General features: G+C 37.2%; 23 protein-coding genes. 13 read left to right on the forward strand and 10 right to left on the reverse strand.

Annotated features, from left to right (window positions below):
• Window positions 1-10 precede the first annotated feature (10 nt).
• The 6 genes from ACLHG9_RS06820 to ACLHG9_RS06845 all read left to right on the forward strand — a co-directional run bounded on the left by ACLHG9_RS06820 (window position 11) and on the right by ACLHG9_RS06845 (window position 2,650).
• Window positions 11-373: a hypothetical protein gene (locus ACLHG9_RS06820; protein WP_410220747.1), complete on the forward strand. Its 363-nt coding sequence runs from the start codon at window positions 11-13 to the stop codon at window positions 371-373.
• A gap of 77 nt (window positions 374-450) precedes the next feature.
• On the forward strand, window positions 451-840 hold the full coding sequence (locus ACLHG9_RS06825) for a hypothetical protein (RefSeq protein ID WP_410220748.1): 390 nt from the start codon (window positions 451-453) through the stop codon (window positions 838-840).
• A gap of 96 nt (window positions 841-936) precedes the next feature.
• Window positions 937-1,554, forward strand: a complete 618-nt coding sequence (locus ACLHG9_RS06830) for a hypothetical protein (RefSeq protein ID WP_410220749.1) — start codon at window positions 937-939, stop codon at window positions 1,552-1,554.
• A 328-nt stretch (window positions 1,555-1,882) separates the two neighbouring features.
• Complete coding sequence (locus tag ACLHG9_RS06835) at window positions 1,883-2,032, forward strand: hypothetical protein (RefSeq protein WP_410220750.1); 150 nt, start codon at window positions 1,883-1,885, stop codon at window positions 2,030-2,032.
• Window positions 2,033-2,035: 3 nt separating this feature from the next.
• The gene (locus ACLHG9_RS06840; protein WP_410220751.1) at window positions 2,036-2,215 is read left to right on the forward strand and encodes a hypothetical protein; all 180 of its coding nucleotides are present in this window, start codon (window positions 2,036-2,038) and stop codon (window positions 2,213-2,215) included.
• 48 nt (window positions 2,216-2,263) lie between these two features.
• On the forward strand, window positions 2,264-2,650 hold the full coding sequence (locus ACLHG9_RS06845; protein ID WP_410220752.1) for a hypothetical protein: 387 nt from the start codon (window positions 2,264-2,266) through the stop codon (window positions 2,648-2,650).
• A 186-nt stretch (window positions 2,651-2,836) separates the two neighbouring features.
• On the opposite strand, the gene ACLHG9_RS06850 is transcribed toward ACLHG9_RS06845, so the two are convergent.
• From ACLHG9_RS06850 to ACLHG9_RS06880, 7 genes are all read right to left on the reverse strand, one after another.
• On the reverse strand, window positions 2,837-3,139 hold the full coding sequence (locus tag ACLHG9_RS06850) for a hypothetical protein (RefSeq protein WP_410220753.1): 303 nt from the start codon (window positions 3,137-3,139) through the stop codon (window positions 2,837-2,839).
• Window positions 3,140-3,161: 22 nt separating this feature from the next.
• Entirely contained in the window at window positions 3,162-5,153 is a 1,992-nt protein-coding gene (gene mobC, locus ACLHG9_RS06855; RefSeq protein WP_410220754.1) for a conjugal transfer protein MobC, read from the reverse strand.
• Between the two features lie 6 nt (window positions 5,154-5,159).
• Entirely contained in the window at window positions 5,160-5,747 is a 588-nt protein-coding gene (locus ACLHG9_RS06860) for a DNA cytosine methyltransferase (RefSeq protein WP_410220755.1), read from the reverse strand.
• 153 nt (window positions 5,748-5,900) lie between these two features.
• Entirely contained in the window at window positions 5,901-7,211 is a 1,311-nt protein-coding gene (locus tag ACLHG9_RS06865) for a relaxase/mobilization nuclease domain-containing protein (RefSeq protein ID WP_410220756.1), read from the reverse strand.
• Entirely contained in the window at window positions 7,199-7,582 is a 384-nt protein-coding gene (locus tag ACLHG9_RS06870) for a plasmid mobilization protein (protein WP_410220757.1), read from the reverse strand. The genes ACLHG9_RS06865 and ACLHG9_RS06870 overlap by 13 nt, the downstream gene beginning before the upstream one ends.
• Before the next feature lie 206 nt (window positions 7,583-7,788).
• The gene (locus ACLHG9_RS06875) at window positions 7,789-8,700 is read right to left on the reverse strand and encodes a toprim domain-containing protein (protein WP_410220758.1); all 912 of its coding nucleotides are present in this window, start codon (window positions 8,698-8,700) and stop codon (window positions 7,789-7,791) included.
• Window positions 8,701-8,801: 101 nt separating this feature from the next.
• Window positions 8,802-10,646: a P-loop NTPase fold protein gene (locus tag ACLHG9_RS06880; RefSeq protein WP_410220759.1), complete on the reverse strand. Its 1,845-nt coding sequence runs from the start codon at window positions 10,644-10,646 to the stop codon at window positions 8,802-8,804.
• 286 nt (window positions 10,647-10,932) lie between these two features.
• On the opposite strand from ACLHG9_RS06880, the gene ACLHG9_RS06885 reads away from it, so the two are divergent.
• From ACLHG9_RS06885 to ACLHG9_RS06905, 5 genes are all read left to right on the forward strand, one after another.
• Window positions 10,933-11,508 carry a conjugal transfer protein TraO gene (locus ACLHG9_RS06885; RefSeq protein WP_410220760.1) on the forward strand — a complete coding sequence of 192 codons (576 nt, stop codon included), beginning with the start codon at window positions 10,933-10,935 and terminating at the stop codon, window positions 11,506-11,508.
• 16 nt (window positions 11,509-11,524) lie between these two features.
• The gene (locus ACLHG9_RS06890; protein ID WP_410220761.1) at window positions 11,525-11,977 is read left to right on the forward strand and encodes a TraQ conjugal transfer family protein; all 453 of its coding nucleotides are present in this window, start codon (window positions 11,525-11,527) and stop codon (window positions 11,975-11,977) included.
• A gap of 333 nt (window positions 11,978-12,310) precedes the next feature.
• A complete protein-coding gene (locus tag ACLHG9_RS06895) occupies window positions 12,311-14,401 on the forward strand; it encodes a hypothetical protein (RefSeq protein WP_410220762.1) in 2,091 nt (696 codons plus the stop codon).
• 96 nt (window positions 14,402-14,497) lie between these two features.
• Window positions 14,498-14,779, forward strand: a complete 282-nt coding sequence (locus ACLHG9_RS06900; RefSeq protein ID WP_410220763.1) for a hypothetical protein — start codon at window positions 14,498-14,500, stop codon at window positions 14,777-14,779.
• A 160-nt stretch (window positions 14,780-14,939) separates the two neighbouring features.
• The gene (locus ACLHG9_RS06905) at window positions 14,940-15,767 is read left to right on the forward strand and encodes a hypothetical protein (RefSeq protein WP_410220764.1); all 828 of its coding nucleotides are present in this window, start codon (window positions 14,940-14,942) and stop codon (window positions 15,765-15,767) included.
• A gap of 206 nt (window positions 15,768-15,973) precedes the next feature.
• Here the strand turns inward: ACLHG9_RS06905 and ACLHG9_RS06910 are convergent, their stop codons facing one another.
• Window positions 15,974-16,357 carry a hypothetical protein gene (locus ACLHG9_RS06910; RefSeq protein ID WP_410220765.1) on the reverse strand — a complete coding sequence of 128 codons (384 nt, stop codon included), beginning with the start codon at window positions 16,355-16,357 and terminating at the stop codon, window positions 15,974-15,976.
• 91 nt (window positions 16,358-16,448) lie between these two features.
• Here ACLHG9_RS06910 and ACLHG9_RS06915 point away from each other — a divergent pair, with 91 nt between their 5' ends.
• The gene (locus tag ACLHG9_RS06915; RefSeq protein WP_410220766.1) at window positions 16,449-17,306 is read left to right on the forward strand and encodes a LytTR family DNA-binding domain-containing protein; all 858 of its coding nucleotides are present in this window, start codon (window positions 16,449-16,451) and stop codon (window positions 17,304-17,306) included.
• Between the two features lie 482 nt (window positions 17,307-17,788).
• Entirely contained in the window at window positions 17,789-18,103 is a 315-nt protein-coding gene (locus ACLHG9_RS06920) for a hypothetical protein (RefSeq protein WP_410220767.1), read from the forward strand.
• A 50-nt stretch (window positions 18,104-18,153) separates the two neighbouring features.
• On the opposite strand, the gene ACLHG9_RS06925 is transcribed toward ACLHG9_RS06920, so the two are convergent.
• Together ACLHG9_RS06925 and ACLHG9_RS06930 are read right to left on the reverse strand one after the other, a co-directional pair.
• Window positions 18,154-19,668: a TlpA family protein disulfide reductase gene (locus tag ACLHG9_RS06925; RefSeq protein ID WP_410220768.1), complete on the reverse strand. Its 1,515-nt coding sequence runs from the start codon at window positions 19,666-19,668 to the stop codon at window positions 18,154-18,156.
• Entirely contained in the window at window positions 19,668-21,047 is a 1,380-nt protein-coding gene (locus tag ACLHG9_RS06930) for a RagB/SusD family nutrient uptake outer membrane protein (protein WP_410220769.1), read from the reverse strand. Before ACLHG9_RS06930 ends, ACLHG9_RS06925 begins: the two co-directional genes overlap by 1 nt.
• Window positions 21,048-21,051: the final 4 nt, after the last annotated feature.

A 21,051-nucleotide genomic window follows, 5' to 3' on the forward strand; every position in this document is an offset into this window, starting at 1 on the left:
TAAAAAATAAATGAAAGGTCAACAAACAGAGTTAATCAGAAAGCAAAGAGAAATCTGCGATAAGTATGGCTTCGAGTTTGAAGCATCCGATTTGAATCTTAAAGTTGGGATTTCCAGTAATGTTAAGGATAACGTACAGCCTATACATGCTTTAAGATACCAAGGTACTGAAGATACTACTGGATGGTATATATGGGCTGGCGAGTATTCAGACGCAGATGATTTTTTTCAGCCTCTCCATGTAGTCCATTTAGATAGCTGGTGCCCCTTGATATTGCCCTACCTCGGTCTTCCACCAGCATCTCGTATTTTAATTGCGGAGAATGGTAATTATGTTGATGTGTGGGAGGATAGAACATTGTTAGAAATGTAGTTCCTTAATCCTATTAGGATAAGAAATGAAAATTCGACATTTTGTTTAAAATTGAGAATCAAATACAATTCTATTATATGACTTACGACAGAATAGACTGGCACACATCGAATAACTTTCCTAAAGGACTACCAAATAAAAATGGGGGTACTCATATAGGTATGTTTCTTTCATGGATTATTAATAATAATCTTATCGGAGAATTTCATTTGGTAAATTCATTAGAGGCCATAGAAAAGGTTAAAAATAGGACTATTACTGGTTTGGATTTTTTAATCAAAGAATGTGATAGTAAATTTTGGCCAGAGGATTTAAATGAAGAAGGCAACAAATTTGCTAGTTTCTATTATGCCAATGGTGATAATTATGGTCAATATATAGACGATTATGCTGAAGTTTTTGATAACTATGAAACATTATTTCATGTTGAAGATAGCTGGGATAACTACAGTAGGGTAGAGCAATAATTACAAAACGATTCAATGAATGGAAGAGTTCTTAAGTTAGAAATAGGAATAATTGATAAACAAAAAATCACCTGTTAAGGAGATAAAATCACAGCGATGACAAACTCAGATTTAAAGAAAACGGTTAATACCAATTTTAAAAATATTGGTGATAACTTCAAGCTTAAGGAGAGTATTTTCTATAAAATACCAGCCTTAGATTTTCTGATAGGATTTTGTTTTGAGAAGTCAAAAAATGAAAACGATTCATTGTATGTTTGGTCTTTTATTCAGCCTTTGTACGTTCCTAATGATAGTATTAGTTTAAGCTTTGGAAGAAGGTTAAATGATAAATTGTGGAAATTGAAAGGGATTAACTCGTCGAAAGAAGAGCTCGCTGAATTACATGCATTAATGGTTAATGAAAATGATAACTTTTTTGAACAAGTAGATAGTGTTAAGAAGTTTTATGATCATTTCGAGAATTCTGGTAAAAATTTACGAATGATTGAGGCACTAGTCTATTCAGCTATCTATAGCCAGAACGTCGATGCTGAAATGATTATAGACAATTTTATAAGTACTTTACGTAAGGAAAATTTATCAATAGCATGGATTGGTAAAATTCTGGAACAAATGGAATATTTAAAGTCGATTATAGCTGATAAGGAGTTGCTTGAAAATCTGTTCAATAAAAATATCGAATACACAAAACGCAACTTACATATTGATTAATCGGAATTTACCTAGGATTTTTCCGTAGTTAGTTTTCTTAGTTTTCTCCCTTATGATATTGCAGCATGAGTGCTATGCTGCAATATCTTTCCAAAATTTTATGATTATTGAATATGGTCAGAACGACCATAGGATGACTATTGTATAATGTCAACAGATGTTTTATGCCTAACCGATCCGTGCAAGAGAGATTATTGGAGTTTTATAGGGAAGAAAAGTTCCAACAGTCGCTATCGATTTATTATCGCGGACTGGATAATGAAATTTTAGAGATGCAGCGGGTTTACCATCAGGTGGTGCTAGTGGAGCTACAAATACAGGGCAATTTGTGCTTGAAGGAACTGTGAAAAATAAAAATATTATCAAAACACGTGCTGCTCTACCATTAGATGGAAATAAAGGAGGTCTACCTGAATTAATAATAGACCCTAAAAATGTTAAAATAAATAGAGTATCAGGAGTAAATCCACAATTTTAGAATATGGAAAATAAATATTTAGGAATGACTGTAAATGAAAGACTTTACGTAAGTGGTCAAATTGAAGAATTTGATAAAGCAGTAAAAGAAAAAGATATCGATAAAGTTATATCTATTTTAAAGAGTGTTGAATTAAATGAGGATTCAATACACCCTATTTTGGAAAGTTTAAATCTAATATAGTAGTTCTTGATAGCGCGGATTTATTATAACAACAAAAACGTTTTCGAGATGATAAATTCAGAAACACCTATTGATTTTTCAATTAATAAAATAATTGGAAATTATCGACTTGTCTATTCGAATTTAATAGAAATATCTCAGGGGGGACCTGAAGTTGGTACAATTTCTATAGACGGTAAGGAGATATCCTCTTATAAATTTGGAGGACCAATATTACACGATAATAAAAAATTATATATACCATTTTTTATAAGGAAATTCTGTATTTCAGGGTTTAGATTATGTAAGATAAATCTAGAAACCTTGAATATCGAAATGATTGGAGATATAAAAAATCTTATTTATTTGGATAAAATAGAGGGAGATAAAATTTTATTTTTTGAAGACATGAAAAGAAGTAAGATGTCTTTTTATCATTTAAATGATAAAAAATAAAAAACTGATTTTATTAAAAACTACCGGGTTGTTAAGTCCTCACAAATGGTCTATTGTTAGTTATAGTTAATAGATGTTTTATAGCTATACAGTAAATAGTTCAGAGTTTTTAGGTATTATTACTCAAAAATGGTTTGGACAGGGCATGAAATGCCCTGTCTTTTTTACTTTTACGGCTAACCAACTTTACATCCTTAGCCTTTGCCGTGGTTTTTTTCGCCATTCTTCCAGGCAGACTTTGTAAATATCTGCTTTCTCGCGTTCGCATACGTTTAAACAATCATCTAAAGAACGTTCCAACAGCTGCTGTTCCTGTTCGTTAAAGCGAGCTTTACCTTGTGATGTCCTATAATCTTCAAAGGGTGTATCGGGATGAAAATTCAGCTTCAGTTCATGGAAGCATTCCGATATAAACCTACGTGCCTGATCGATAGTTTCGATTTTGTTTTTGGTCAACTCCTCGACTTTGTGGGTGGTTCTTTTTTTCATAATACTTTGTTTTTAGTTTTATCTACTTCCTTATAATCAAATGTACCTGCGCGGGATCGTTTGACATCCTGTTTATTTCGTGGTTAATGATGTCCTGTACGTCCTGTTTTATCTGCAAATAATTCTGTTGAACCATCTTCATATCTACCTGCCTGATAACAGGTATAGGCTCATAGTTATTTTCCTCTTTCTGTATAGCATCAAAATCATTTTGGATCTGACAATGGAAAGCTTTCAGGTCTATCTTCTGGCTTGGGGTATCGGCTACCATACCCACAAACTCCCCGGAACTCAATGCGGAGATTTTCGAAGAAGGTACGGCGTATTCCAACTGAAGGCTCTTACTGATCGAAGTATCGCCACTATTGATCGATAAACTTTCACGTTCCTGCATGATCTTACCGATACGTTCCGAAAGTTGTTTGGCACTATCCCCGGTAACCTGACCTGATACAATATTACCCACGGTATTGAGTATCACATCAGCCTGTTCCCGGCCGTAATCCTTTCTCAACTGACTGGCATCCTGAATGCCAAGACAAACAGAAATCAAATTACTTCTTCCGGTCACGATCGTTGGAATGATGTCTGTCGTTAAGGTTGGAAATTCATCGAATACGAGCATACATTTCAATTTGTTCTTCTGGTTTACAACCTTTAGCATACGGTTGACGTAGAGTGAGAGCACCGCCCCGTAGGTCTGGATTTTTTGAGGATTATTTCCCATACAGATGACCTTCGGGTTTTCCGGATTATTAAGGTCGATGGTAAAATCATTTCCCGATAGTACGTAATAAAGTTGGGGAGATGCCAGTCTTGCAAGTGCTATTTTAGCTGAAGCAATCTGTCCTTCCAATTGCTCCATCACATCATTGAGATAAGCGTTTACAAATGGGTTGATCAATACCTCGATTTCCTTTTCAGTCCGGAGCAGCGTAAACAGGTCGTCATAGGGCAATTGAATTAACTCGATTACGTGGGGAAGGGTGCAGAACAAACCATCCTGATATTTTCTTAAAAACCAGATAATCGCAGTGACAAAATTAATGGCACTTTCAACGAAAAATTCCCCGGTCTTTTTCTGCCATTCACGATTTAATCCGAGCAATATAGTTCGCGCACTTTCGGTCGCATCAGTGATGTCAGTCATACCAAGCGGATCGAAAACATTACCTCTATGAGAGCGCGAAAGATCATCAAAATTGATGAAAATACATTCCGATTTATTTTTGTACCTATGTTTATTCTTTAACCAATGATTGTACGCAATGAGCGATAGATCCGGAAACTTAAAGTCATAGACAAAGAGGGTGTAGGGATCAGGTTTCGCTAATGCCTGGGTAATAAAGTGCCGGATTACAAATGCCGATTTTCCGGCTCCGGGGCTACCTGATACTATCGTTGCGCGAACGGGCGAAATTATATTAACCCACGAAGGGCGGTACTTGTTCTTCAATCTGTACCGGGCAGGTAGATTAATAGATAGCTCGTTTTCAATCAGCCGTTCTTCCTGTGGGAAGGTTTCGGCTTCGGCGTTGAAAATATCACCGTTATTGAACTGGCTCTTGATGATCCTTGATAGGAGCGTGCCTCCCGAAAGGATAAGCAGATAACCTGTGGTAGTCAATATAATATAGACCACTGCCGTTAGCATAACCTCCGTGCTTATATACAATGAAAAGTAACTAATAAAGTAAACCAGCAATCCGCAGAATAGATATGCAAAAGCTGTTTTGTGGTTGAGCTTCTGGTCTTTTTTGCCCTGTGCGCCAAGCAGGGAAATTGCAAGGAAACCGAGTGCGATCAGTTTTGATTTATAAAAATTATCGAGCAGCCCCGTCTTAAATATGTTTCCGAGTATCTTATCAGATAGGGGACTGATAAGTCCCCATTTCTGAAAAGCGGCGTAGCAGAAAAAATAATAGTGTATAACCAGTATCACGATGCTGATCAGCCTGGTCATGTCCAGTATCTTCCGTAATGCCTGTTCGTTTTCGCCTGTTTGATGTGCCATAGTTTTTTATTTAATCGTGTTCAATATTTCATAGCATAGTTCCTGTGGAATTACGGATCGCAGGTAGGAGTTCTTTCTCCCTTGCGTACCTGTTTTTGAACCTCTTGGAGCCGGTTGGTGGTGGCAGTCCCTGTTTCCATTCCGGCATACCGGTCGTGGTATCCAATCTTTGCTATTGGTCCAGATGTCCGTTGGTTTTGCACGGTCATCCCCATACTGGCAATACCAGATGGTGTGCCTGTCAAGCCCCTGCATGAAAGGCATCTTTCGCAGCATCCCGCGCGGGTTTTCGATGAAGAATTTGAGTTCCGGATTTAATACGAGCCACTGGGATATCAGTTCGAGTACGTGCATGTTCACGCGGTCGCATTTCTTTGCATAATCACTTTTTGGGAGCGTTCCATTTCTATGGGTGCTGATCGCGGCTATACTGTACGTGGTGCAATCTGGCGAGGCCCATACTACATCAGGAACAAAGGGAACATCTTCTGTTTTCAGGTACTCGATGTCGATGACCAGATCCATTTCTTCATTGAAGTTTACCCAATCGATAGAAAAAGTTTCATAGCCAATCTTCTCGGCAGTTATGGCCATAGATCGACTGCCGGAGAATAACTCCAGTAATTTTTTTTTGCATGACTGTTTTGATTTAAGTTGATAAATGGACGGGATCAGCTATCCTGCTATATCCCCGTCTTTAACTTCTTTTTTTGCGATGTTTGGAGGTTACCCTGGTAGGCGTAAAACTTAACTGTTGTTAGTGTTCTGGTTTCCTTTTCTTTTTTTTCGTCTTTTTTTCTTTTTAAGCTGGTTCGGTATATAATCGGAGGTGTGTTCGGTATCAAAGAGTGTTTGCACTATATCGCCGGTATTATCCTCATTCTTGATGTCGCTTTCAGCGAACGCCACAGGTTTTATACCACCGTGCTCTGTGTTAACCTGAAACTGTTGCTGCGGTTGCGGTTCGGTTGCGATTTCGGGTAATAATTGAGGTTGCAACTGTTTATCCTGACAATGTTCCAAGATCGCTTTTGCGGAGTAATCCTTACCCAACAGGCTACCGTTGAAAACCGTTTTTGTGGTGTGGTCTATATAGGTAATTCCGTATAGGATACCCTGTTCGTTATGCCGCAGAACAGTATCAATCCCTTGTTTTTTTAGTAGCTTGCAAAAGCCTTCAATCGTATTAGGCTTTCCGGATAAAATACGATCCAGAACGTTCTTAACTCTGACCTTTGAGGTAGTGCTTTTGTACCGGTTCTGCTCAAATCGTTTCTCCAAAAATGCAAGGGTTGGACTGTTGTAAAAAAGGCTTGCCTTAATGGGCGTTCCAATTGGTTTGCGCTCCTTGTCGAGTACCCTATAAAGTAGCCCTCCTCGTTCAAATATCTTTGAATTTTCAACCCCTCTATCGGCGTGAATATTGTACAGATTTAGTATCGCATTAAGTTCTGGCAGGCTCGCATAGCGGTATTTTTCAAGGACGTTTTCCAGAACGTTCTGAATGGCCTTTTTTGTTTCTGTCTGGCCATAGTCAACGACCTTTGCATCGACCGGACGTAGCGAGTGGAACGGAAGTTTTTTTTGCTGTTCTGCCTCCACCAGACCGTGTTCTTTTTCAATAGTTTTCCTTGCTGTTTCGGATTGGTTACGACCGATGTTCTGCATATCTATCCGCTTACCGTTCGGTTCAATTTTTATCGAAACGATATGTATATGCGGATGCCCTGCATCATAATGGCGGTACACCAAATAAGGCTGATCTGCAAAACCAATCTTAACCATATAGCTATCTGCTATCTGCATTAGTTTTTCATTGTCCAGATGGTTTTCCGAAGGATCAAAGTTTAATGAAATGTGCACGCTGTTCCGCTTGCAGTTGGGGTTCAATTCCACTTGTCTAAGCAGCCTGTTGAGCTTCATATCCACTGACATCTTAGCGACATCAAAAGGGTAATTTCCATGACCGATACATTCGGCCACGCCCTCCTTGACCTTGTTCTCATTGTAATTGAAAATACGATGGATCGAGTGTCCCGTCTTGATTATTGCAACCATCTTTCGGCAAATTTTTGAATGTTCCCGTTGATCTGTTCGATCTTATTGTTCAGGGTATGCTTCTCTATCTCGAAGGTCCGAAGCCAGTTCCTGTAATCGGCATCAACATTAGCGGTATGCAACTTTTTTACAGCCTGATTAAAGTTGTTTCCCAAATGGTTAAGTTCTGTTCGCAGGCGCATCATTTCGCCCATAAAATCATCAAGCGACCTATCTCGGTAGGCTTTGATCATCGGCCTTTGAAAAAGTATGTTTCGTGCATACTCACTTAATTTTCGGCAAGTCGTTTTCTTAAAGTTATCATGTAATAATTGATATTCTGCTGCGGAGAGCCTTACATGAAGCCATCTTGTTTTTGTTTGTACTTCCATCTTCACAAATTCATTTCGTTCGTTCAAACATCATTTTTAGGTTAAATCGGCAAAGCCCACGAGTTCCGAGTAAAAGGGCTTAAAAAATCGGTTGTGATACAACCGGACATCTTGCCGTTTGCAGGTACGTGGCAAACTCCTGAGGTTTTCTGCTAAATTTTACAGTTCCTTTAAAGTTTAAAGATTGCTTTGAGGTTAAGGGCGCTTTACGGGCTTCGGCGGTGTTTTGGAGGTTTTGGCTTGCTCTGAAGGGTTGGATTTTCCCTACGGAGATGCCAATCATTGTAGTCTTTAAAGCCTTTGTAAAGGTTGCTATTGTCAACAAAGGTTTTATCAATGGCTAATGCTTGTACGGTTGCCTTGCGGCCACTATCATCGTTATCGAGGTAAAGATGCTTGGTGGCATAGCCTTTCATACCAGGTAAAGCCCGGTCGAAAAATGACAGGGAATTTAATACGAGGTAGTCGCTTTGCAGGTGGCTATCCCAGTTGTTACCGATGAAGGAAAGAAAGTCCATGTAGCCTTCAAAGACGGTAATATTTTCACTCCCATTTTTGATTATCGTAAAGTCTTTTGGGGTGCTGCTGGTCTTATAAAAACGGTTGCGGATTTCCCACCCACCGGAGTTGTTTTTAAAGCCGATGCCGTAATATTTTTTGTCATCAAAACTGTATGCCACCTGTTTACAAAACAAGGTTGCCATATCAGTGTCAATCCCTCTTTCACGGAGGTATTTTAAAAGGGCAGGGGAGGTCAGTTCGCCAACCTTTTCGATGATAATCTTTGGGGCATCCGGCATGACTTTTCTGTTGCTCTTTGGTAGCGGCTGAAAAGATAAAGAGCCTGCTAAAGTTTTTAGAAAATCTGATACTGAGCAGTTGAAGTAGAGGGTTCCGAAATCGATGAGATTTCCGCCTTTGCCCATGCCGTGATCATACCAGATATTGTGCTTCGCATTTACCTTGAAGGAAGCTGATTTTTCATCGCGTAAAGGAGAGAGGTACCAATGGTCGTTCCCTCTTATCTTAGTTGGTTCATGCCCCTGCGCGGCAAGATATTGAACCATATCTATTTCCTTGGCCTGGGCAATCGTTACCCTGTTGTTTTGTAAATCCATAACCCTTCTTCATCTAATCGTTCAACATTTACGGAACTACGAAGTTAGGGAGGTTGAAAATAAAAAGCACTACCTACGCAAATTTTGAGTAGGGTCAATGGTTATCTAGGCGTTGCCATCCGTTTATTTTCGAGGCTATTGAGCGTTTTGTTTACTTCTATCAATAGTTCTTTAAGAAGAAGATTTTTGGTCTGCTGGTGCTGATCGGGATTTGACAGGTACTTCTTGATTTCATTTTTGAGATGTTCAAAACATTCTTTTTCGTTCGACAAATATTCATGCACATCCGTCACATGATAACGTTTGGGTAGAAACATTCTGAACTCATACAGAAGATTGTTTGAAGCTCCAAGTATTGCATCTGCAAACTTATGTTTATCAATTGCGGCAAAGGGTTGAATGTCCAACTGTTTTTTGAGTTGAGCTATAATCCTATTGAACGAATTCTCGTTATTGGTTACCAGTGCAGAAATTATCTGGTCGCTTAGTGTTTTATAGTTACTCACCTTTATTTTAAGATGAACTTTTGATACTTCCATCTTGAATTCCTGTACTAACTCCTCACTTTCGAAAGCCAGATGATTGGACATTTGGTAATCGTCGAACTCTCGACGTTGGCTTGCAATTTCCAATCCGGCCAATAATCCTTTTTTAACGTCTTTCTGGCTTAGTTCTATTAGGGAATATTTGGCAAAGAAATAGTAAAAATTTGCCAGATGGACATAGTCATAGATATTATAGATTCCTTTTACTGCATTTTTCCAGACCTTGTGAGATAGCTCATTAAAAAGCTCCTGGGGCAGTCTCCTAAATTGGTGATTGACTACCATCTGGAAGTCCAGTACTTCCTTTGGAACAGCTTTTTGTCTTCTCTGTTCAAGTTCTCTATCGAAATGCCCTGCATCAAGGTAGCCCGAAAGGACGAAAACATATATCGCATCATAAAAGTAATATTGACCAAGCCTTGTTCCCTGAAGATAAAAATTTACAACTGTTTCAGCATAAGTCAGTTCCAATGTTTCTTTTTTTTCCTTTTTATTTTTAAATATCTTATCTTTTAAAAGAATGTCAAAGCTGTGATTAATCTTGTCGAGGTCTTTTTTATCCTTATAGTCGGAAGAAGTGAGCCTGCCATTTTTTAGTTCTATGGTTAGAATAACCATGAGCAAAACGGTTTCTATCTGATATTCTCTGGCAGTATTGGAGATATGCGGAAATGCCCGCTCCAAGCAATCAAGGATAAAAGAAATGTTACGGAAATTGTTTTCCTTATATTCTTCAAAGAAGCTTATGAACGTGTTCTGTTCACTAATTAAGAAATCATAATAATACCCATTTATATTTTTGTACTTTGCAGCAAGGGCAGGAAAAACCTCTGCCAGTGAAGGTTCAAATGTTAAGGTATGACGGATTACTTTTTCCTTTGATTTATTATAGCTATCACTTTCCAGTCTGTTCTCATCTGCGAGAAAAAGAACCTTTGACGACTTATGCTCAACAAGGTTATTGATAAAGCCTAACACCTCTACAATGGGTATCTGACAGCGTTCAAGATCATCGAAACAGATTACCTTATCCTTATAAGAGATATGATCGATTGCTATACCCTTAAAAACGTCTGATATGCTTGTTCTGGTAAAGAATTTTGTGACTGCATTTGCGGCATTACCAAAAACTTTTGTAAAAGAGTTAATAGCTTTATTCTCATTAGAAAGATAGGGTATGAGCCCTAACAGCATCTGGTATTCTAAATTTTCAATTTTGCTTATGCCATTTAAAGAAATGTAGATAGGTTTAAGTTCATTTGATCTTATCAAAGGAAATAAATTTTCTTTTAAAAAATGTGTCTTACCACTTCCCCAAGCACCATTTATAAGTAAGGCGTACTGCGTGTCAGGTGTTTTTATATAGTTTTCAAAAATTTCGTGGATATGATCTGCATTCATGGCATAGCGTTTGGTTTTATCAAAAGTAACTATTTATCGTTTTCATTCCTATACGGGAACCCTCCGCAAATTTTGATTAGGATAGTTTCAAAACGGAAAGCTAATTTTGTTTTTTGCAAAAGCTAAAGTGCAAACGATAAAATAAGGAGGGAGGGGATGAGCTTAAAAATCTACGACCGGAATTTTCTGCAAGCCGGTTTCAGTTGGTACAAAATAGAGTGCCTAAAAATCAGAGACCACAACAAAGTTAGACAACCTCAAAGATTTAACTATTAAATAAAATCAAATGAAAAGAGTGATGTTTTACGTTACGCTGGCATTTATGCTGGTGGTAAACGTTGCATGGGCGCAGCGTTTTGAAAAGGGGCAACTTGCCATTGAATTAAGGAGTGGACTGGCCAATGGGTATTTCTTTAGCAAGTACCAGAACTCGGCCTATTTTGCCGGACTGACCGCAAACCTCTATACTGGTATCGATAGCAAATGGGTGGCCGGTGGCGAGTACTACCATAAAAAATACGACTACAAGGACAGTTCTCTAAAACTGGCACAGTTTACCGGGGAGGTAGGCCATTATTTCCCTTTGGTGTTCGATTGTAAGCAGAACCTGGTCATCTCGGCAGGAGCGAGCGCACTGGCCGGTTACGAGCGCATAAATTGGGGCAGGCATTTACTGTACGATAAAGCCATCCTTCTTAACCAGGATCATTTTATTTATGGGGGCGCGGCAACATTGGAAGTGGAGTTTTTCCCGAGCGATAAGCTGATCATCTTTGCCACGGGCAGGGAGCGCATACTGTTCGGATCATTGGATAAGTTCAACGGACAGGTAGGTATCGGAACAAGATTTTTAATTAAATAGCAGGAGGATAAAAACAATGAAAAATTTACTATTTGGATTAGCCTTATTCATCAGTTTTGCAATTTTGGGCTGTAACAAAAACGAGTTGAGCATCTATAAGCCGCAAACGGCGCCAATTGTTACCGGGTTTGATTTTGAACTGATATTGGAAGGGACAACATCAATCATTGCTAAGTATGGTTCCGTTGACCTACACTTTCGTATCGTGCCGCAAGGTCAGGAGCCAAGTACCCAATATACGGTAAGTCATATCCAGTACATGGGAACCGGAATCCTACAAGATATGGAAGATAATTTTTTAGGTCAAAATATCGGCTATCATCTTAACGATAGAAACTTTACATTAAGGTACACCTCATACAGTGATACCGAACATTTTTTTGAGGTTTCGGTAAAAGATAACTTTGGTCACGTAAAGAAAAAGAAGGTAAAATTTATGCCACAGAATGAAGTGGCAATGGGTAAATAATGGGTAAAGAAATAAATAGTTGGCATAAAATATTAGGTACTATTTGCATTGATTGAATAATTCAAAAGTCAAAAGCACACAGAAATGTGTGCTTTTTTTAGCGAGATTTTTTGATCTATAAATATTGATGGCTATTTGTGATAAAAATCTTGTTGAAGATGACTTTTAATGTTGATATGTGCGTAATTTATTAACAATAATATCGCAAATGGTTGTGCGAATTTTTTTTTTAATATTTTAGCGATTACAGGATGCGAATTATTTGGTTGCTGCCCCTTAACTTTTATTCGCATTCAATTTTATTCCATATAATTTATTTTAAAGCTCAATTAAATGAAAACAAACAACCTATTAGCCTCGGTAGCACTCTTTAGACACCTTTACGACCATGAAGGCTATAATAACATGTACGATATTCTTGCTGACTTCATTAGAGGGGCCATTATTTATGAAGGTAAACTTATTTATACATCACAAGAATTAAAGGAAATTTTAAAAAATGTATATGATTTCGAAATTCTTGATTCGGTAATCAAGACCACAATAAAAGTGAAATTTGAAGGAAAGTATATAAAGAATTATAATACGTTCACATTTGATCAATCCCTGCGAGAAGATTTTGAAAAGGTTGAAAAAGAACTGCGTGAAGTTAACCAAGTAAATAATGCATTGCTTAATAGTCTTTATAATTACATCTCTGAAAAAAAAGGTAAAGAATTAAATATAGAAGAGAAGAGTAAGATTTTTGAAAACTTCAGTCAGTTTACAATGGACAATGGTCATCAGGACGAGTATTCGGATCTGATAAGCGCTTTCATTATCAGTAACAGTGGTAATAGTGATTTTACTTGTAATTTAAATTCTATTCGTGAAGGTATTATTTTATATCAAGGTGTATCATATACAGCAAATTTAAATGAGTTAGGGAAATGGGAGACGGATTTAGATATATTCCTTGCACCGGAGCATTTATTTCATGCACTTGGTTACAATGGCGAGTTATTCAAGGAAATTTTTTTGGATTTCTATACGCTTGTAAAGGAAATTAACCAAGCAAATAAACCGACAGGTAAAAATCGCGATAAAAAAATCAAATTATATTACTTGCCTGAAGCTGCATCCGATGTTAAAAAGATGTTTTATAAAGCTGAAAGCATTGTTGCAGGAAAAGAAACCTTACTTCCTACAAAAAATGCAATGGAGGAAATAGTTAAGAATGCAAAGAGTATAAGTGACGTAAAAGCTAAACAAATTAAGTTTTTCTTAAATCTGGAAAGTTTAGGTATCCATGAGTTTGATATTGATTATGATCCTGCTAAACACAGTCAGTACAATGTGGTAGATCAACAAATTATTAATGAGTTGGAAAAAGAGGCTCAAAGAGCAAAACGTCCATTTGAACCTAACTTTTGTTATTCACAGTTAAATATCTTTAGTAAGATAAATTATAGAAGGAGAGGAGTAAACAATGTTCCGTTTGAAAAAATTAGTGTAATCTACTTAACCGAAAATTCAACTTCAAAATATTTAGCTCATAGACATTCTGTAAAGTTTCAAAGCAAAGATATTGCATTTGCAAAGGATATAGATTTCATTATTTCAAGGTTTTGGTTTAAGTTAAAAAAGGGTTTCAAACATCAAGATAGCCGTATTCCAAAATCTTTCGATTTGATTAATAAAGCAAGGATAGTAATTAGTGCATATACAAACAATAACATAGCTAAGAGATATGAGGATGCAGTTAGTGAATTTAAATCAGGGAAGTTGACGAAAGCAGAAATGATTCATTTGAATATTGAGCTTCGATCTAAAACTAATGCACCAGAATTAGTAACGGAATACAATATTGATGATACGTTAAGTTTCTTGGCTGATGATAAATTTATTGAGTATGTTAAAAATGAAAGTGATCATATTAAAAGTGAAAATAAGCGTAAGGATGGAGTAATCAATGAACTTAGCATTAAATTAGAAGAATACGAACGTAAGGAAACGGAGTTTATAGATGTTAGCAAAGAACTTTCAGAATATAAGCGTAAAGAGGAGGAGCAAAGACAATTGCAGCTTGCTCAAGAGAAGAAACAGCATTATACTGAAATTGCTGAAAGTGAATGGAACCACCATTTTAATCATGGCAGAAAATGTGCTTTGTTAGCTGTATTTATTTGTGCATGTATGTATATTGCCGTGGCTTATGGAATTTTTAAAATTGAAGATAAATGGGAACAATGGTTAGGTGAATATGATTGGGGAAGATATATAATAGTTGTAATGATTGGTTCATATTTAATCTATGAAAAATATTTTGCTAAAGAGAGTAATTTTAAACAGGGAGTAAATTGGTTAACTGGTTTAGTGAACAAAAATAACAAGAAAGCGGAGTTTATAGAAGCGAGAGTAAACGAACAACGAGAGTTAGATTAAAAATATATAAATACCCTACGCAAATTTTGATTAGGGTGCCAAAGCTTTAAATGCTTAATTTTATGGTATTGTGAAATGTATTAAAACAAGTGAAGTATGAACGTGAACGATGTGGCAAAAGTGTTTGATACGATTTTGAGCATACCGGGTATGGGCGAAGCCGTGAAGATTGATTTAAGGATGAGCAGAAAGAATGTACTGCTGTTAAACCAAGTTATAGAATTGGGTATTGCGGCCAAGGCCGAAGATAAGACGGGATTGTTGGACAGCTTATCCCATGGCGACTTAGAAGAACTTAAAACGCTTGCCAACGATTGTTTAAGCAAAGCTGGCTTAAACGAGTTGAGCGAGAAATTAAAACTATTAGCCAGTAAGTAGTTTAAAGGAGCCGGGTTTAAAATCCGGCTCTTTTTATGTTGGGTGTTTTTCTTGTTGATAAACAGGTATTTTTACGGTGTTTTTATTTTGGAGTTTAGTGTATATTGCTGTTTGATTTTCAGTTCGTTAAGTGCATAAATTTAACCAAAATATAAGTACTATGAATTTAGGAAAACATTACTCAAAGTCCATAATCAATAAGTTTGATTATGTTCCGGTTTATCTGCCAGACACCAAGATAAGACCGGGAGCTATTTTATCATTTGGATCAGATTTTTGGGGAATCAATGATCCTGTTGGTTCATTTACGGTCGTCGGTAATTTAATTGGCGATGCTATGTTCAACTTCGACTTAACAGTTAAAGATTATCCATCAAGCGCATCGTATAACTTCGTTTCACAAAATCAGGTGACGCTTTCCAGTAAAGTAAATGCAAATGTACCAAATGTAACTAAAGGTACCGTTCAGTTCAATTTTGCTAAGGAAGGTTCAATTTTATTATTTGCCGTAAAACCAACCGAAAGTAGGATTGAGAATCTTATAGCGTTGAAGAATAATCTTTTGAATGTTGTACATGATTTTGATTGGGATAACCATTATATCGTAACATCTGTTTATACTTGCGATAAGGCACTGGTTTTTCAATCAAGCGCTAAAGGAGGCGAATTAGTGGTTGATGTTAATGTACCGAAAATAGGGATACAAGGGACGGAATTAAATGTGGAAGCAAATGCAAATTTTGAGGTAAAGTGGAAAGATAAACAAGCTTTTAGTGTTGATTGGGCAAATGATGTTGTGCTCTTTATGAAGCTTAAAAGGTTTACTAAAAAAGAGATCTTGAAAAATTTCAATAAAGGACAGCAATTTGATGACAAATTTACAGATGGAAAGCTTGAAGCAGCAGCTCCATCAGGTATTTATGATCTGATTGACGTTGATGTTACCAAGCTTCGTAAACATATGGCAGAAGAAAAGGTAAAAGAATGAAATCTTTATAAAACTGCAAAACAATTAGGGGCTATAAGCCCCTTTTTTGTTACCTGCTTTGTAGGATAAATATCACGTGTTTATACGCTTAAACTATTAAAGAATAATCATTACTTTTAATTTTATCATTAGGAACTTTCCTCCCAATAACTAAAATTCCCTACAAGCACTAAAAGTTGCTTGTAGGGATGTTTTTTGAGTACTACTTACGGTTTGGTATAAGAAAACTCAAAAGTTAGTGTACCGGTGGCTACGGGCTTGCCCTCGCCATCAGATTTTACCGCCATGGTGTTGGCCGTTCCTGTCCATTTTGAATATTCGCCGGTAGGTGGAGCCGGGTAGATCAGGTCTATCGGTAGTTTGTTGCTAAAGCATACCGAACATTGCGAGCCAAAGTAATCTGTTGTTTGCTTGGCCAGATCATCAAGGTAATCTTCCTGTTTGGTAGAGAGCGTAAAATTAGCTTTTACCCATGCCTTAAAATCGGCTTGGATAGCCAAAGCTTCTACCTGGATTGCGGTTGGGGTTAACCCGTACAATTCGGTTAGCAGGTCTTGTACGCCAGTAGGCGTTAACGGTTGTTTTGTCATAAAAACAATGGTTGTTTAAATAGTGAAAAATTGAGTTGATTGTTTATTAAGATTTTGATAGTAGCTGTGCTACTTTAAAGCATATCATTGTATGAAGGTCATTAAATACCCTCGCGTGTGGCAGCGCATTACTCTTGCGGTGGCAGCTTCATTGTTCATTTTATTTTACGGAAGACCACTGGATATTATCGGCTCATTTGGTATGCCTGAATTTTATCCCATTTTTTTGTTGAGCAGCGTGATCAGTCTCATAATGATAGAAACCGTGCACCAGTTTACAGTCTGGTTAGATAGGCGTGATCCGTGGACGGACAAAAAACCTGAAAGGGCAATTTTGCAGTTTACCCTTTGCGTGCAGTTACCCATAGCATTTGATATATTCGTTTTTACGGTGCATTTCCAATCCATAGGGCAGGAAATAACCACAAGTGGTTTTTTTGATCAGGATTTTCCGCTCATTTGCTGTTTTATTTTGGTATTGAATGCCTATTACATTACCCGTTTTTATATGGATAGTGGGCATAATCAAATCAGTTTACAGCAGAAGAATACATTAATAAAGGAAAATGAAAGTGAGCTGACCTGTAGCGATCTATTGCGTGTACATTATAATGGTACGGCGGTAAATTTAAACTTGGCGAGCGATATACTATATTTTACGAGAAACAATCATATCGTTAAGGTGCTTACTGTTAATGGCAACAGTTACCAACTGCCCTATACGCTTACGCAGATAACAGATGCTTATGGCCAAATAGGCTTTTGCCAAATAAACCGATCAACAGTGGTTAACCTTACGGCTGTAAAAGGCTATCAGAACGGAGAAAAAAGAAACACCCTGCAATTGATCATTAAACCACAATACCAAGAATTTGACGGAATTGACGAAAAATTAGTGGTTACCAAAGATAAAATTGAGCAGTTTAAGCAGTTTTTTGATGCGATATAGGTACAAAACGAATGTTTTTTCACGTGTTTTTTTGTATGTTTCGCGAGTTTTTTTGCATGTTTCGCGTGTTTCTGTAAGTGTTATCCTGCTTTTAAAAGATGTGTGCTTGCGGCGTATTTTTATTTGGCTTAATTTTAACCTACAACCAAAAAAGTAAAAACCGGGCTTAAAACCGGTACAATAGTAACTCGATGGCGCAGTAGCCAGGCGAAACGATCCTGATCTCTAAAAGGAGAATAACCGTTTATCATTTATTGTTAATTGCGAGTTAACCGTTAGAACTGCATTTTTTAAATGCAGCCTGCTTTCTTTTGCCCAAACCTAAAGGCAAAAAAAAAATCATTTATAGTATTTCAAAGTACAATATTGGTGAGGCACCGCCTTCACCGAAAGGGCGTGTATTAGCCAAAAAATAAAATAGGGGTAGCCGAAAACCTATACGATTAGAGTAGGCATGTTATTTAACCACAAACATTTTTAGTATGAAAAATTTTAAATTTTTAGCTGTTGCTATCGTTGTATTGGTTGCAGGCAGCGCATTTGCTTATTTCAACGGAGAGCCAAAACCCGTAAAAAAAGTACTGGCAACTCAAACGTATTACCATATTGGCGGTAATTATGTGCCAATGTCAAATCCTCCTTCTGGGTTGGAATGTACGTTAGACGATTATTTTTGCACCGTACGAATTGATGGTGAGCAAAGTAAACTTCCCGTATCATTCTCGGAAGATGCCATTCCTACATCGGATGCAAATTTGACAGTGACACCTGGTAATGACGCCGGTTCGTGGCAATAACCATAAGGTTTAATTATTGGGGAACAAACATTGTTCCCCAATATCTACAACTATAAATTGGTCTCGATTAATTTTTCAAAAGCTAATACGTTTTCTTCTCCTACATCAGGTCGAGGAGGAGATGCCGTAACCAGTTTACCACGTTTATCTATGATAAGTTGTCTAGGAAGTCCAATAAAATTGTAATATACAATCATAGGGTCTTTAAAGCCTTTACCCTTGGTGTGCAGGTTTATCATTCCTTTGGATGTATATAGACCTGAGGCTACCGCTTCACTCCATTTTCCCTTTTGGTCGGTACCAACGGTAATAAATACAATATCTTTCCTGTTCTTGTACTTTTCAAAAATGGGATGCATCGCTTTTGCTACCATCGTACAAGGTACGCAGCCATTAAACCAAAAATCCATAACAATTACTTTGCCTTTATAATCTTGTAGTTTATGAGGGGTGTTATCAGCATCGTAAAAAACAAAAGGGAATGCGTCTTTGATATATTTTGACATCAGGTCTATAAGTTGCATTTTAATAGCATTGTCCTTTATAGTATTTTGCGCAGCCATATATTGCGCTTTTGTTTCATCTGATTTACTAACGATATAATTTTTAAAAGCCAGCAATATTAGTGTGTCACGCAATTGGCCTGAATATTTTGCGGTAATAACATTGAATAGCTCCTCAAAAGAGAAATAATTATAGCTCTTCCGGTTTTCATCAGATAGGATCAGCTTTACAACTTCTTTTTCCAATAGCATTGAGGTATAAAAAGCAGATTGTAGTTTTGCCCTAAAACTTATAGTATCCTCATTTGTGTCTATCCCCTCTAATGTTGTAAAGCATTGTGCTATTGTTTTCTGCTGTTCTTGATTTGGAAAACGAAGAAAATAAAAGGGAAGCTTTTCTAATATGCGATGCTTTATTTGCGAGATGCCATCAAGTAACAAAAGTTGATAAACTTCTTCACTGATTTCAGCTTTATAAGATTTCAATAAAGTTTGTAACTGTTGAATTTGAAAACGAAAAATTTCGACTTCAAGTTCCGTAGCTTTTTGTAGTTCGCCCTTGTTCTCTAAATCAAGTATCCTTCCATCAATTGATTTTGTTGACGTGAATAGAGTATAGGCTAAGTATTGATAATTGAGTTTTTCACTTCCTTTACCTTTAAAAATTATTGAATTGTCTCGATTAACATTTATGGTAACCTCATCTCCCTTTGAAAATAAATAGATTTCTCTTAGCGTATTGGTTCGGCTCGGTTCAGAAATGTTACGATACATGCCTTTCCATCTTGTTGGTCTTTTATCTTCAAATTCAAAGGCAAGATATACTTGATTATCATCCGTAGGAATTTCTAAATTAAATTCCCCCAGATTATTCAGGGGGGCTTTAAATAAAGTTCCTATTGAATTTCTACTTCCGTCTTGCTTTATACTTACCAGTAATTCATTTGATTGGTATTCTCGAGCAATTGGAGTATCAATGCGACCTGATATCCGGATAGAATTTTGTGCAGATACGCTAATTGCCCAGAATAGGACTATTGTTATTACCCTAATAAATTTCATTATCTAATATTTTGTTGTATGCCGGTAAAACCTATTTCATCATCCGGAATGGGCATCACATAGCGTGGGCTATTTGGTTCCAAGGTATATGTAGTACCGTTCAGGTTTCGGGTTAATACGATATTTCGCCCTTCCAAATTCAAGCGTTTTAAATCAGTCCACCTTACGCTACGCCAAAGCAGCGATTTTCTACGTTCCTGTAAAACTTTATCAAGTGCGTCGGCTGGACTGCTGGCAGTAATTGGCTGATATGGCTTTGCCGGATTAGAGGCATTAGGGTTCCATCTTGTTATTAAAAGGCGGTTAACCATATCCATAGCATCCTGACTTTGGTTACGCCTTGCCAGACATTCAGCTTTTATCAGTAAAAGTTCATCTGTTGCCAAACCTGTAAAAGGGGTTCTTCCATTATTATTAATACCTTTACTATACCAATTACCATTTGCATTTTGCGCGAGCCAAACTGTTTTTCTTAGATCATTAGCTTCGAATGAATTAACAATCGAAGGTAATATGCCAAAGAGTGTACCTCTTGATAAGGTAGTTTCGGAATAATCGGTGATGCGGGAAAAATATATGACCTCAGTACTATTTAAGGAAAATGAGGATAAAGTTGGATCAACGGGCAAAGCGTTGTAATTAGTTAACGTGGAAAAGATAGATAAAGCCTTATCCGCATTGTCTTCAGCCTCTGTATATTTTCGCATACTCAAATAAACTCTTGCCAGTAAAGCATAAGCGGCTACTTTGGAAGAACGATTACGTTTGTTGAGCACCACATCGGTTTGTAAAAGACTTGCAGCCTCGCTTGCATCAGCAATAATCTGATCGTAGGTTTGTTGAACCGTGCTACGGGGAACTATCTGTGTAATTGCCGAACTTAATTTTAAGGGAATGCCTAAGTCACTGTTGGCAGTTGATGCGTTGTAAGCTTTCGCAAAAGTGCTTGCCAGCTCATAAAAAGCATAGGCTCTGGCAAATAAGGCCCTTCCCTTAATGCGCTTAAAGGCATCGGTATTTTCAAGATCTTGCCTTTTCAATTCATCCAGTACGCTATTGGCATAGTAAATTTGTGCGTATGGCTTTCTCCAATCAGCAACCTGTGTTAAACCCTGAAAAATATCCTTCTCCCACAAATAGCAGGTTCGTGATGGTATTAGCACAATAGATTGAAAGTCTGCCTGTGTTGGGATATAATATTCATCTGCCGACATTTGCGCTAAAGCAGGTGAAAGATTAAAAATCTCTGCATTATCTAATAGATTTTCGAAATCATCAACCGTAGTTGGTATAACCAGTGAACTATTGGGTTTTAGGTCAAGCTTTTTATTGCAACCCAAAACAAAGATCAATAATATTAAAATGTATGTTTTTTTCATTGCT

This window comes from Pedobacter sp. (assembly GCF_046462515.1).
Taxonomy (GTDB): Bacteria; Bacteroidota; Bacteroidia; order Sphingobacteriales; family Sphingobacteriaceae; genus Pedobacter.